The sequence below is a fragment of the Pseudomonas sp. TUM22785 genome (assembly GCF_028198105.1).
Classification (GTDB): Bacteria; Pseudomonadota; Gammaproteobacteria; order Pseudomonadales; family Pseudomonadaceae; genus Metapseudomonas; species Metapseudomonas solani.
This window is the reverse complement of record NZ_CP116239.1, coordinates 4,339,086-4,351,261: the sequence shown is the minus strand read 5'-3', so window position 1 is coordinate 4,351,261 and position 12,176 is coordinate 4,339,086. Positions and strand designations below refer to the sequence as shown.

At 66.5% G+C, this 12,176-nt stretch carries 12 protein-coding genes; 3 read left to right on the top strand and 9 right to left on the bottom strand.

The genetic code is table 11. The features are described 5' to 3' along the window. Positions 1-59 precede the first annotated feature (59 nt). Together PI990_RS19720 and PI990_RS19715 are read right to left on the bottom strand one after the other, a co-directional pair. Positions 60-794: a sulfite exporter TauE/SafE family protein gene (locus tag PI990_RS19720; protein WP_271658202.1), complete on the bottom strand. Its 735-nt coding sequence runs from the start codon at positions 792-794 to the stop codon at positions 60-62. Position 795: 1 nt separating this feature from the next. Continuing rightward, complete coding sequence (locus PI990_RS19715; protein WP_271658201.1) at positions 796-2,124, bottom strand: flavin-containing monooxygenase; 1,329 nt, start codon at positions 2,122-2,124, stop codon at positions 796-798. 175 nt (positions 2,125-2,299) lie between these two features. Between PI990_RS19715 and PI990_RS19710 the strand changes: the two genes are divergently transcribed. Then, complete coding sequence (locus tag PI990_RS19710; protein WP_184488814.1) at positions 2,300-3,046, top strand: spermidine synthase; 747 nt, start codon at positions 2,300-2,302, stop codon at positions 3,044-3,046. Here PI990_RS19710 and PI990_RS19705 read toward each other — a convergent pair. Continuing rightward, positions 3,001-3,735 (bottom strand): alpha/beta fold hydrolase, encoded by a 735-nt coding sequence (locus PI990_RS19705; protein WP_271658200.1) that lies wholly within the window; start codon positions 3,733-3,735, stop codon positions 3,001-3,003. The two genes, PI990_RS19710 and PI990_RS19705, sit on opposite strands and share 46 nt — an antisense overlap. 20 nt (positions 3,736-3,755) lie before the next feature. After that, positions 3,756-4,547 carry a crotonase/enoyl-CoA hydratase family protein gene (locus PI990_RS19700; protein WP_271658199.1) on the bottom strand — a complete coding sequence of 264 codons (792 nt, stop codon included), beginning with the start codon at positions 4,545-4,547 and terminating at the stop codon, positions 3,756-3,758. A gap of 362 nt (positions 4,548-4,909) precedes the next feature. Here PI990_RS19700 and PI990_RS19695 point away from each other — a divergent pair, with 362 nt between their 5' ends. Next, complete coding sequence (locus PI990_RS19695; protein ID WP_271658198.1) at positions 4,910-6,592, top strand: DEAD/DEAH box helicase; 1,683 nt, start codon at positions 4,910-4,912, stop codon at positions 6,590-6,592. Positions 6,593-7,138: 546 nt separating this feature from the next. On the opposite strand, the gene PI990_RS19690 is transcribed toward PI990_RS19695, so the two are convergent. Continuing rightward, positions 7,139-7,906, bottom strand: coding sequence for a DODA-type extradiol aromatic ring-opening family dioxygenase (locus PI990_RS19690; protein ID WP_271658197.1), 768 nt, complete (start codon positions 7,904-7,906; stop codon positions 7,139-7,141). A gap of 100 nt (positions 7,907-8,006) precedes the next feature. Between PI990_RS19690 and PI990_RS19685 the strand changes: the two genes are divergently transcribed. Further along, entirely contained in the window at positions 8,007-8,663 is a 657-nt protein-coding gene (locus PI990_RS19685; protein WP_271658196.1) for a thiopurine S-methyltransferase, read from the top strand. Between the two features lie 59 nt (positions 8,664-8,722). Here the strand turns inward: PI990_RS19685 and htpX are convergent, their stop codons facing one another. The 4 genes from htpX to PI990_RS19665 all read right to left on the bottom strand — a co-directional run bounded on the left by htpX (position 8,723) and on the right by PI990_RS19665 (position 12,105). Then, a complete protein-coding gene (htpX, locus tag PI990_RS19680) occupies positions 8,723-9,595 on the bottom strand; it encodes a protease HtpX (protein WP_021217366.1) in 873 nt (290 codons plus the stop codon). Between the two features lie 85 nt (positions 9,596-9,680). Next, entirely contained in the window at positions 9,681-10,133 is a 453-nt protein-coding gene (locus tag PI990_RS19675; RefSeq protein ID WP_021217365.1) for a hypothetical protein, read from the bottom strand. A gap of 2 nt (positions 10,134-10,135) precedes the next feature. Beyond that, positions 10,136-10,882: an SDR family NAD(P)-dependent oxidoreductase gene (locus tag PI990_RS19670; protein ID WP_021217364.1), complete on the bottom strand. Its 747-nt coding sequence runs from the start codon at positions 10,880-10,882 to the stop codon at positions 10,136-10,138. A gap of 11 nt (positions 10,883-10,893) precedes the next feature. After that, positions 10,894-12,105, bottom strand: a complete 1,212-nt coding sequence (locus tag PI990_RS19665; RefSeq protein ID WP_021217363.1) for a pyridoxal phosphate-dependent aminotransferase — start codon at positions 12,103-12,105, stop codon at positions 10,894-10,896. Positions 12,106-12,176 lie beyond the last annotated feature (71 nt).

Sequence of the window (12,176 nt, the reverse complement as noted above, 5' to 3'; positions counted from 1 at the left end):
GTGTGGCGGATGGCGCATGGTAACCGAAAGGCCCCGCGCTGCCAGCGCCTGGCGGTGCTTCAGGCGTGCCAGGCCAGCAACAGGCCACAGAGGCACAGCAGCAGATAGGTGAGGGTGCGGAAGTGCCGCTCGGCTACGCGGTGGTGCAGCCATTCCCCCGCCGCCACGCCCAGCACCAGCAGGGGCAGGTAGAACGCCAGGTGGGGCAGGGCGGGGGCCAGGCGGCCATCCACCAGGAAGGCCAGGCTGAGCAGGCCGTTGAGGCTGAGCCAGACGCAGGCCAGGGTGGCCCGCAGGCGCGCCTTGCACAGTGGCGTGCCGGCCAGGGCGTAGACCAGCAGCGGGCCGCCCGAGGCGAACAGGCCATGGCAGATGCCGCCGGCACCGATTTGCAGGCGGGTCATCCAGGCGGGTGAAATGCCCCGTGGCCGTTCATGGCGCAGGCGCCACAGCTCGCGCAGGGCGAACCAGAGGATCAACACGCCGAAGCCCTGCTTCAGCGCGGCGCCCTCGAGCCAGGGCAGCAGGGCGTAGCCGAGCAGGGTACCGGCGAGCATCGCGGGGAGGATGCCGCCCAGCAGCAGCGGCCCATCGGCCAGGTGCCGGTAGCGCCAGGCCAGGTAGCCGCTCATCAGCAGGTTCAGCGGCACCAGCACCGGCAGCAACTGGCCGATCGGCAGCAGCAGGGCGCCGAGAGACAGGGCCACCACCGTGCTGCCGAAGCCGGTGACGGCTTCCAGGCCATAGGCGAAGAGGATGAACAGGCCCAGCCAGAGCCAGGGGTCGCCCGCCACCTCAGGCCAGGGCGCTGATGTCGGCGGGCTGTTCGCGCAGGTCGCGGCGCAGCTCGTCGATATGCCGTTTCACGCTGCTGCGGTAGCTGTCCTTGTGCACGTAGTAGGCCATGCGCTCCAGCTCCAGGTAGGCGTAGCCGCCGTCCAGGCGCTGCCCGGCGCGCTCGGCCTTGAGGCGGCGAAAACGCTCGGCCGAGGCGCTGCCGGCCTGGCACTGGCGGATGAACAGCGCCACCAGTTCCGCCTGTTCGGCGCGGCCCTGCCAGCCGAGGCCGGAGGCTTCCACCATGCCCATCATGAACAGGTCGTCGTGCTGGGGATGGAAGATGTTCAGGTACAGCTGCGGCGCCCCGGCGCGCTCGGGCCAGTTCAGCTCCTCGCGGGCGATGAAGGGGTAATCCAGCTTGTAGCCGGTGGCCTGGAGGATCAGGTCGTAGTCTGCGCGGCTGCCGTCGCAGAACACCGCCTGGCGGCCCTCGATGCTGGCCAGGTCCGGCCGCGCCTTGATGTCGCCATGGCCGAGGTGGTGCAGCACCAGGGAGTTCACCACCGGGTGGGATTCATAGAGGCGGTAGTCCGGGTCGGGCAGGCCGTAGTCGGAGGGCTTGCCGATCAGGGCGCGGATCAATGCGCCGTCGATGCGTTGCTTGAGTGCCCGCGGCAGTTTTACCGCGCCGCCGAAGGTATCGATGGGGCGGCCGAGGAGGAACTTCGGCAGGAAGTAGTAGCCACGGCGTACCGAGATATCCACCGAGCGGGCGCGGTGCACGGCATCGACGGCGATGTCGCAGGCCGAGTTGCCGCAACCGATCACCAGCACCCGCTTGCCCTCGAACAGCGCCGGGGAGCGGTAGTCGGCGGAATGCAGCAGTTCGCCGTCGAAGCGGCCGGGCAGCTCCGGCTGGTTGGGCGCGTGCAGGGTGCCGTTGGCGATGAGCACGCCGTCCACCAGCCACTCGCGGCGTTCGCCATTGCGCTCGCTGGTGAGCGTCCAGCCCTTTTCCCGGCGCTCCAGGGATTCCACGCGGGTGCCGAACTGGTAGTGCGCGCGCAGGCCGAAGTGCTGGGCGTAATCACGGAAATAGCGGCGCATCTCGCTGTGGTGCGGGTAGGGCGCCACGTCGTCGGCCATGGGGAACTCGCTGAACTCGGTGGTGCGCTTGGAGGAGATCAGGTGCGCGGACTCGTACATGGTGCTGTGGGGGTTGTCGATGTCCCAGAGCCCGCCGACGTCCTCGTGCAGCTCGAAGCCGACGAAGGGGATTCCATGCTTCTGCAACTGGCGGGCCGCGCAAAGGCCCATGGGGCCGGCGCCGATGATGGCGTACATGAGTGGGATGCACCTCTTGGCTGTTATTCTTCTCGGGTTTTTTCGAGCAGCCCCTGGCGAGGCCTGCGGCATGCCCGGATTATGGCGAGGTGAGGGCACCTCGCTTCAATGGCAAACGGCGCCTTTGTGGCGTGCCCCTGGTGCGAAATGTCACGGGGCGGATTGGGGAGTGGTGATGCGCGAGGAGCGTTTGCTGGCAGAGGTGCATGACGAGTTCGGCGTCATCCGCGTGCTCGAGGTGGGTGACTACCGGTTTCTCGAATTCGGCGAGGCGGTGGAGCAGAGCTGCGTCTTCACGGCCGATCCCGCCTGGCTGGAGTACGACTACACCCGCGCCATGCTGCTGGGTGCGCTGTGCCACGAGTACCCGGAAAGCGCGCTGTTCCTCGGCCTGGGCGCCGGCACCCTGACCCAGGCGTGCATGAAGTTCCTGCCGCTGGACGACGTCGAAGTGGTGGAGTTGCGCCCGGACGTGCCGCGCCTGGCCATGGAATACCTCGGCCTCGACGACGACCCGCGCCTCACCGTGCGCATCGGCGATGCCCTGGAGCTGCTGGAAACCGCCGAGACCGCCGACCTGATCTTCGTCGACCTCTACACCGACACGGGCCCGGGCGTCGGCCACCTGGCCTGGCGCTTCCTTGAAAACTGCCAGAAGCGCCTGAATCCCGGTGGCTGGCTGGTGATCAACCAGTGGGCCGGCAATGACGGTCGCCCGCTCGGCGCCGCGTTGCTGCGCGGCCTGTACCACCGGCATTACTGGGAGTGCCCGGTGAAGGAGGGCAACGTCATCCTTATCGTTCCCGCCGATCTCGAGCAGCAGCTCGACATCCGTACGCTCACCGCCCGTTGCGAGGCCCTGGCACCGCGCCTGGGCTACTCGCTGCGACCGCTGCTGGATGTGCTGCGCCCGGCGACCTGATCGCCCTGATCAGTGCCGACCGTCTTCGCGAAGTGCTCCAGCAGGCGGGCGGCGTCGTACGGCCGGGCTTGCAGCAGGCAGTGCGGGGCCTCCAGTTGCTGGCATTGAAAGTCCCCTGCGTGCTGTTCGATGAGGCGCGCGGCGTCCGCCGGCACCAGCCGATCGGCCGTCGCTTGCAGATAAAGCAGCGGCACCTGGATCTGTTGCAGGTGTGCGGTGGCATCCACCTCCAGCACCGCCCGCAGCCGGGCTTGCAGGGTGGCCGATGACAAGGGCGCCAGTGCACCGGCCAGGGCCTGGTCCAGCGCCGGGGTGGCGAACCTGGCGAGCAGCAGTTGGCTCAGCAGGGCGCGGGGCGCCAACCGGGGAGACACCAGCGGCAGCAGGCCGCTCAGCCAGGCCAGGCCAGGACGAGGGTTGCGGATAAAGGTGCAGCAGAGCACCAGGCCCAGCAGCCCGGCCGGGCGCTCGGCTGCGAGGCTGACGGCAATGGGCCCGGAGAAGGATTCGCCGAGCAGAATGAATGGCCGGCCAGCGGGCAGCTGCTGCCGGACCTGTTCTATCAATGGCCCATAACCCAGTGGTTGTTCCGGCGGGTAGCGCACGACCTGGGTGTGCAGGTCGACACCCAGTGCCTGGATCAATGGGGCGAACAGCTCGCCGCTGCCGTCCATGCCCGGCAGCAGCACCAGCGTGATGCCCGACAGCTTCAGCGCCCCTTGAACTCGCCCGGGCGGCGTTCGAGCATCGCCCGGACGCCTTCCTGGGCATCTTCGGAGCCCAGCAGGCGCTTGGCGACCACCGACAGGTTGCGGGCGGCTGCTTCTTCGCCTTCGCTCACCGTCTGGCGCGCGGAGGCAAGGGTGGCCTTGATGCCGAGGGGCGCCTGGGCGGCAACCCGTTCGGCCAGCCAGAGTGCGCGGGGCATCAGTTCTTCACTGGCCAGCACCTCTTGCACCAGGCCCAGGCGGTAGGCCTCATGGGCGTCGAATTCGTCGCCGGTCAGCAGCCAGCGCATGGCATTGCCCCAGCCCGCGGCCTGGTGCAGGCGCAGGGTGGCGCCGGCGAAGGGGAAGATGCCGCGTTGCACTTCCATCTGGGCGAAGCGGGTGTTGCTGGCGCACAGGTTGATGTCGGCCGCCAGCATCAGCTCGATGCCGATGGTGAAGCAGTAGCCCTGCACCGCCAGGATCAGCGGCTTGGACAGGCGCTTGCCGCCGAAGGTGCCCCAGGGGTCGACCGCGCCATCGGGCAGCTGCCAGCCATTCCTGAAGGTTTCCGCGACATTGGCCAGGTCCAGCCCTGCGGTGAAGTGCTCGCCATGGGCGAACACCAGGGCGCAGCGCGCCTCGTCGTCACGCTCGTACTCGCCCAGCGCCGTGACCAGGTCGTCGAGCATCGCCTGGTCGAAGGCGTTGCGCTTGGCGGTGCGGTCCAGTCCGAGCAGCAGGACGTGGCCGCGTTTCTCACGGCTTACGCGGCCAGGGGTGGCTTGGGTCATGGGGTGGGTCCTTTGGCGTGGGAGGGGCGGGGGCATGGAGGATATAGCCGGAGCGCCGGCCCTTGTCCACGAGGGAATGACCGTCCGGCGGCGTTGATGACGAACGTGTGAAAAACCCGCACGGCGGTCAGCTTTTTCCGGTATGATTCGCGCCGGCCTTAACTGGCCCCGTTCAGGAACTGCATTTTTCGAGGCATTCGCCTTCGGCTGCACCGTCCGCTACGCGGACTACCCTTGACGTTACATCCATATCAATAAGCAACTCGCAAATTCTCTCCCAGGCTGCCAGGGTGACCCACAAGGTCTTTCGGCATATGCAGCTCTGGGATTTGGGTCTTTGCGGATGCACATGAGGCAGACCCATGACCCAGGATATCGGCGGATTCGCCGCGCTCGGACTTCATCCCAATGTTCTCTCCGCCATCACGGCAGTGGGCTATGAAGAGCCATCCCCCATCCAGGCCCAGTCGATTCCGGTGATCCTCGCCGGTCACGACATGATTGGCCAGGCCCAGACCGGTACCGGCAAGACCGCAGCCTTCGCGCTGCCCATCCTTTCCCGTATCGATCCGGCCAAACGTGAGCCGCAGGCGCTGATCCTGGCACCGACCCGCGAGCTCGCACTGCAAGTCGCCACCGCTTTCGAAACCTACGCCAAGCAGATGCCTGGCCTGAGTGTGGTCGCCGTATACGGCGGCGCGCCCATGGGCCCGCAGCTCAAGGCCCTGCGCCAAGGCGCCCAGGTCATCGTGGCCACCCCCGGCCGCCTGTGCGACCACCTGCGCCGTGACGACCAGATGCTCACCACCGTGCAGCAGCTGGTACTGGACGAAGCGGACGAAATGCTCAAGCTCGGCTTCATGGACGACCTGGAAGTGATCTTCCAGGCCCTGCCGGAAAGCCGTCAGAGCGTGCTGTTCTCCGCCACCCTGCCGCCGTCGATCCGTTCGATCGCCGAGCGTCACCTGAAAGAGCCGCAGCACGTCAAGATCGCCGCCAAGACCCAGACCGTGGCCCGCATCGAGCAGGCTCACCTGATGGTCCACGCCGACCAGAAGGTCGGTGCCGTGCTGCGCCTGCTGGAAGTCGAGGAATTCGACGCCCTGATCGCCTTCGTGCGTACCAAGCAGGCCACCCTGGACCTGGCCTCCGCCCTGGAAGCCAAGGGCTACAAGGCTGCCGCGCTGAACGGCGACATCGCCCAGAACCAGCGTGAGCGCGTGATCGAGTCCCTCAAGGACGGTCGCCTGGACATCGTCGTCGCCACCGACGTCGCTGCCCGTGGTATCGACGTACCGCGCATCACCCACGTGCTGAACGTGGACATGCCGTACGACCCCGAGTCCTACGTGCACCGTATCGGCCGTACCGGCCGTGCCGGTCGCGAAGGCCGTGCCCTGCTGCTGGTTACCCCGCGCGAGCGCCGCATGCTGCAGGTGATCGAGCGTGTGACCAACCAGAAGGTCGCCGAAGTACGTCTGCCCAACGGCCAGCAAGTGCTGGATGCGCGCATCAAGAAGCTGACCACCAGCCTCACGCCCCTGGTGGCCGATGCCGAAGCCACCCATGGTGAGCTGCTGGATCGCCTGATCGCCGACATCGGTTGCAGCCCGCGTGCCCTGGCCGCAGCCCTGCTGCGCAAGGCCACCAATGGCCAGGCGCTGAACCTCGCCGACGTCGAGCGCGAGCAGCCGCTGGTGCCGAGCGCCTCGCAGCCGCGTGAGCGTCGCGAGCGTGATGGCGAGCGCCCGTCGGGTGAGCGTGGCGAGTACCGCGAGCGTCGTGCTCCGCTGCCGCTGACCGAAGGCCGCGTGCGTTGCCGCACCGCGCTGGGTACCCGCGACGGCATCGCCGCGAAGAACCTGCTCGGCGCCATCCTCAATGAGGGTGGTCTGGCACGTGACGCCATCGGTCGCATCCAGATCCGCGAGACCTTCAGCCTGATCGAGCTGCCGGAAGACGGCCTGGATCGCCTGCTGGGCAAACTCAAGGACACCCGCGTCGCGGGCAAGTCCCTGAAGCTGCGCCGCTACCGCGAAGACTGATCAGCGCCTGACGAAAAAGCCCCGCAAGAGCGGGGCTTTTTTATGGGTGGTGGTTAAGTGGTTGGCGCTTTTGCAGGGGCGAATTCATTAGCTCTCTACCACCTCCACCGCATGGGTTTCGCTTCGCTCTACACCATCCTACGAAAGCCGCCACCACGTGCTGGGTTGGTGCGTATATCAATGTGAGTATTCGAGCGAAGAAAGTTGGAGCAGCCGCCAAACGCCCCTTCCCAGGAGGCCGAGCGAATCGTCGTGTAAGGGGTTGAGCGACATGGATGTCGCGAGAGCGATGTCGGGCCAGGGATGGCCCGTCAGCGCGTGCCCCTGGAACGATGATGTAGCGAGGGGAGTCTGGCGAAGCCAGACCCGTATGGAGGGGCAAGTTTTTTGGTTCCTTTTCAACGATTGGAAAAGGGACTCGCCCGGGTGGGCGAAACCAGAAGCACCAGCAAAACTCGGCAATCAGCTGGGCTTAGATCCTCTGGCAACACTTAACGCAGACAGAGCCAATACATTGGCCCAAGGCTGCAGGGCAGCCCCTGGGGTTCAGCCGAACCTATAGATATCCATCCCCAGCGCGCCGAGGGTGAAGCCGCTGTGCTCCACCTTGAAATCCCCGCCGGCGCCCCGGGCGAAATACAGCGGCAACAGGTGTTCGTCGCTGGGGTGGCTACGGCGGGCGTGGGGAGCCTGGGTGCGGTAATCGTGCAGGGCCTGCTCGTCGCCGGCCTCCAGGCGCTCCACCATCCAGTCGCGGAATTCCAGGGCCCAGGGCGTGATCACTTCCGGCCCGGCGCGCCAGTTCAGCTCGCCGAGGTTGTGAGTGATGCTGCCGGAGCCGATCAGCAGCACGCCGCGTTCGCGCAGGGCGGCCAGGGCGTGACCGATCCGGGTCTGGAAGGCGGGCCCCAGGCGGCTGGGCAGGGACAGTTGCAGCACCGGGATATCGGCTTCGGGGTACATCAGCGTCAACGGCACCCACACGCCGTGATCCATGGGCCGCTGCGGGTCGATGGCGGCCTCCAGGCCGTCGTCGCGCAGCAGTTGCTGCACCTCCCTGGCCAGCTCCGGGGCGCCGTGGGCGGGGTACTGCACCGCGTGCAGTTCGGGCGGGAAGCCGTAGAAGTCGTGCCAGGTCTCCAACTGCGTGCCGCCGCTGATCGCCAGGCGCTCGCTTTCCCAGTGGGCGGACACCACCAGGATCGCCTCCGGGCGCGGCAGCTCGCGCGCCAGCCGCGCGAGCGCGGGGCCGCTGGCGCCGGGTTCGAGGGCGAGCATCGGGGAACCATGGGAGATGAAAAGACTGGGCAGCATCTGGCGTTTCCTCCGTTAGGATGGGCGCCATATTCGGGGCTGGACGTATCGACATCCAGCATAAATTCTTGAGTGTTCCTATCGAATCGGCAGGTGGATTGTGCACGAGAGTTTCTGGCAGGACAGATGGGCCAACGACCAGATCGGTTTTCATCTGGATGAGGTCAACCCTTACCTGCAGCAGTATTGGTCGTCGCTTGGCCTGGTCCAGGGCTCGCGGGTGCTGGTGCCGCTGTGCGGCAAGAGCCTGGACCTGGTCTGGCTGGCTGCCCAGGGCCATCGGGTGCTGGGCGTGGAGCTGGCAGAGAAGGCGGTGACGGACTTCTTCGAAGAGCAGGGCCTGGTGCCCGAGGTGAGCGAGGAGGGTGCCTTGCGCCGTTACCGCGCGGGCGGCATCGACATCCTCCAGGGGGATTTCTTCGCCCTGGATGCGCAAGAGGTCGCAGACTGTGGCGGGCTCTACGACCGCGCCGCGCTCATCGCCCTGCCGCCAGAGATGCGTGAGCGCTATGTGGCGCACCTCGCGGCGATACTCCCGGCCCACTGCGAGGGGCTGGCGGTGACCCTGGAGTACGACCAGCAGTGCCTGGACGGCCCGCCGTTCTCGGTGCCGGAAGCGGAGGTGCGCCGGCGCTTCGAGCCGCTCTGGAGCGTGGCGCTGCTGGAGCGCCAGGACGTGCTGGAGAAGAACTGGAAGTTCGCCTCCCGTGGGCTGGACGCGCTGTTCGAGCCGGTGTTCCGCTTGCACCGGTCCTAGCGGTTTATTGCGGGCATGAAAAAGGCGGCCGATTGGCCGCCTTTTTCGTTTGCCGTGTATCAACCGCGGCGGCGCAGGGCCTCGATGCGGTCTTCCAGGGGCGGGTGGCTCATCAGCAGGCCGGCGAGGCCGTTCTTCAGGCCGCCGTTGATGCCGAAGGCGGTGAGGCTGTCGGGCATCTGCACCGGCACGCCCTGTTCGGCACGCAGGCGCTGCAGGGCGCCGATCATGGCGTTGGTGCCGGCCAGCTGGGCGCCGGCTTCGTCGGCACGGTATTCGCGCTTACGCGAGAACCACATGACGATGATGCTGGCGAGGATGCCCAGGACCAGCTCGGCGAAGATGGTCGCCACGAAGTAGCCGATGCCGTGACCTTCCTCGTTCTTCAGGATCACCTTGTCGACGAAGTTGCCGAAGATGCGCGCGAAGAACATCACGAAGGTGTTCACCACGCCCTGGACCAACGCCAGGGTGACCATGTCGCCGTTGGCCACGTGGCCGATCTCGTGGGCCAGCACGGCCTTCACTTCATCGGGTGAGAAGCGTTCCAGCAGGCCCTGGCTCACGGCGACCAGTGCGTCGTTGCGGTTCCAGCCGGTGGCGAAGGCGTTGGCCTCGTAGGCGGGGAAGATGCCGACTTCCGGCATCTTGATCCCGGCTTCGCGGGACAGTTGCTCCACGGTCTGCAGCAGCCACTGTTCGTGGCGGGTGCGGGGCTGGGTGATGATTTCGGTGCCGGTGCTCATCTTCGCCATCCACTTGGAGATGAACAGCGAGACCAGGGAGCCGGCGAAACCGAACACGGCACAGAACACCAGCAGGCTGCCGTAATTCTGGCCGGTGAAGCGGTCTACGCCCAGCAGCTTGAGGGTGATGCTGGCGATCACCAGAACTGCAAGGTTGGTGGCCACGAACAACAGGATGCGCATCATGGTTAAAGCGGTCTCCTCAGGGAAAGACGGTGTAATGCGGGGTTATATAAGGTGCGCCAGAGGCCTATTCAACCTGGGCTCTATTTCAAACTGTGTCGCCTGCGGGGTTGCCGGCTCCGGCGAAGAGCAGCCGGGTGAGGCGGGCGGTGCGTTCGCTGTTGCGGCTGGCCAGCGCTTCGCGCAGTTGGTGGGCGAGGGTTGAGTGAACCCGGCGCACGCTGGGTGGCAGTTCGTCGTCGCTGCGCACGACGTGGGGCAGAGTGCGGGACAGGCGCAGGAAGCCTTTTTCGCTGAGCACGGCCTGGTCCAGCGCCTCGTAGCGAATGGCGCTTTCGTAGCGGATGTAGCCTTCCTCGGCCAGCCAGATCAGGGCCCCGAGGCAGCTCTGGTGGCGCTTGCTGGGCAGGCCGAACTCGTCCGGTTCCTCGTGGCCGATCAGGTCCTCGATATAGAGGGCGACCTTGCGCGGGAAGGCCTGATAGAGCATCAGCATGCCGGCCGCGCAGTCCTTGTAGAAGTCGTCTATCTGCAGGTCCATGGTCACAGCGCCCTGGCGATCAGCGAGGTGGGCAGCAGCGGCAGCAGGCGGCCGATCAGGGCCCAGGGCCAGCCTGGTACATAGGCGCTGCGAGTGCGTTTCTCGATGTGTCGGGCGATCAGTGCGGCGCCTCGCTCGACGTCGATGAGGAAGGGACGGGGCCCGGCATCCTGGTTGATCGGCGTGTCGATGTAGCCGGGCAGCAGCAGGGTGGTGGCAATGGGGCTGCGGTGCAGTTCCAGCTCCAGGGATTCCATGTAGCTGATCAGGCCGGCCTTGCTCGCGGAGTAGCCGGCGGTGGCGGGCAGGCCGCGCTTGCCGGCGACCGAGGCGATGGCGATGAGGTGGCCGTGGCCTTGCTCGCGGAACAGCTCGGCGGCGGCATCCAGGCAGGCGATGGCGCCGAGCAGGTTGGTTTCCAGGGTCTGCCGGTAGCGTTCGAAGCGGCCGCTGCCGGCCTTGCCCGCGAGCCCCATGCCGGCATTGGCGATCAGGCCGTCGAGGCCGCCCAGGGCGTTCTGCGCCAGGCCTACGGCGTCCTTGCAGGCGGCGTAGTCGGTGACGTCCAGCGGCAGCACGGCGATGGTGCGGCCGTACTGGCTGCGCAGCTCTTCGGCCAGTTGCTGCAGGGTTTCCTCGCGCCGTGCGGCGAGGGCGAGGTCATGCCCCTGGCTGGCGAGGCGCCGGGCCAGGGCCATGCCGATGCCGGAGCTGGCACCGGTGAGCAGGTAGCGTCTGGCCTGGCCCATGCTGGCGTTCCTTACTGGCGATAGGATTTGAGGAAGTTGCCGATGCGGCCGATGGCCTGTTCCAGGTCGTCGACGCGGGGCAGGGTGACCACGCGGAAGTGATCCGGCCAGGGCCAGTTGAAGGCGGTGCCCTGGACGATCAGCAGCTTCTCGGAGAGCAGCAGGTCGAGGACGAATTTCTCGTCGTTGACGATGGGGCAGACCTTCGGGTCGATACGCGGGAAGGCGTAGAGCGCGCCCATGGGTTTGACGCAGCTGACGCCGGGAATGTCGTTGAGCAGCTCCCAGGTGCGGTTGCGTTGCTCCAGCAGGCGGCCGTTGGGCAGCACCAGGTCGTTGATGCTCTGGTAGCCGCCGAGGGCGGTCTGGATCGCATGTTGACTCGGCACGTTGGCGCACAGGCGCATGTTGGCGAGGATATCGATGCCTTCGATGTAGCTCTGCGCACGCTGCTTGGGCCCGGAGATGGCGACCCAGCCGGAGCGGAAGCCGGCCACGCGGTAGGACTTGGACAGGCCGTTGAAGGTCAGGCAGAGCACGTCCGGCGCCAGGGAGGCGGTGGAGATGTGCACGGCTTCGTCATAGAGGATCTTGTCGTAGATCTCGTCGGAGAAGAGCACCAGGTTGTGCTGGCGGGCCAGCTCGACCATCCCTTCCAGCAGCTCCTTGGAGTACACGGCGCCGGTGGGGTTGTTGGGGTTGATGATCACCATGGCCTTGGTGTTCGGGGTGATCTTGGCCTTGATGTCTTCGAGGTCGGGGAACCAGTCGGCCTGCTCGTCGCACAGGTAGTGCACCGGCTTGCCGCCAGCCAGGCTCACGGCGGCGGTCCACAGCGGGTAGTCGGGCGCCGGGATCAGCACCTCGTCACCGTTGTTGAGCAGCGCCTGCATGCACATGACTATCAGCTCGGACACGCCGTTGCCGAGGTAGATGTCCTCGATGCCGATGCCTTCCACCTGCTTCTGCTGGTAGTACTGCATCACCGCCTTGCGCGCGCTGAACAGGCCTTTGGAGTCGCTGTAGCCCTGGGCGGTGGGCAGGTTGCGGATCACGTCCTGGAGGATTTCCTCCGGGGCTTCGAAACCGAACGGCGCCGGGTTGCCGATGTTCAGCTTGAGGATGCGATGGCCTTCCTCTTCCAGGCGTTTGGCGTGCTTGAGCACGGGCCCGCGGATGTCGTAGCAGACGTTGGCGAGCTTGTTCGATTTGCTGACCTGCATGGTTGTTCGTGTCCCGATCTGAGGAAACTGCGCCTTGGCAGCCTGTAACGCCGCTGCCAGACTGGCGTCTA

Coding starts and splice junctions, on each gene's coding strand:
- PI990_RS19715 (WP_271658201.1), bottom strand. CDS start 2,124: ATGTACGCCATCATCGGCGCCGGCCCCATGGGCCTTTGCGCGGCCCGC.
- PI990_RS19710 (WP_184488814.1), top strand. CDS start 2,300: ATGCGCGAGGAGCGTTTGCTGGCAGAGGTGCATGACGAGTTCGGCGTC.
- PI990_RS19700 (WP_271658199.1), bottom strand. CDS start 4,547: ATGACCCAAGCCACCCCTGGCCGCGTAAGCCGTGAGAAACGCGGCCAC.
- PI990_RS19695 (WP_271658198.1), top strand. CDS start 4,910: ATGACCCAGGATATCGGCGGATTCGCCGCGCTCGGACTTCATCCCAAT.
- PI990_RS19690 (WP_271658197.1), bottom strand. CDS start 7,906: ATGCTGCCCAGTCTTTTCATCTCCCATGGTTCCCCGATGCTCGCCCTC.
- htpX (WP_021217366.1), bottom strand. CDS start 9,595: ATGATGCGCATCCTGTTGTTCGTGGCCACCAACCTTGCAGTTCTGGTG.
- PI990_RS19675 (WP_021217365.1), bottom strand. CDS start 10,133: ATGGACCTGCAGATAGACGACTTCTACAAGGACTGCGCGGCCGGCATG.
- PI990_RS19670 (WP_021217364.1), bottom strand. CDS start 10,882: ATGGGCCAGGCCAGACGCTACCTGCTCACCGGTGCCAGCTCCGGCATC.
- PI990_RS19665 (WP_021217363.1), bottom strand. CDS start 12,105: ATGCAGGTCAGCAAATCGAACAAGCTCGCCAACGTCTGCTACGACATC.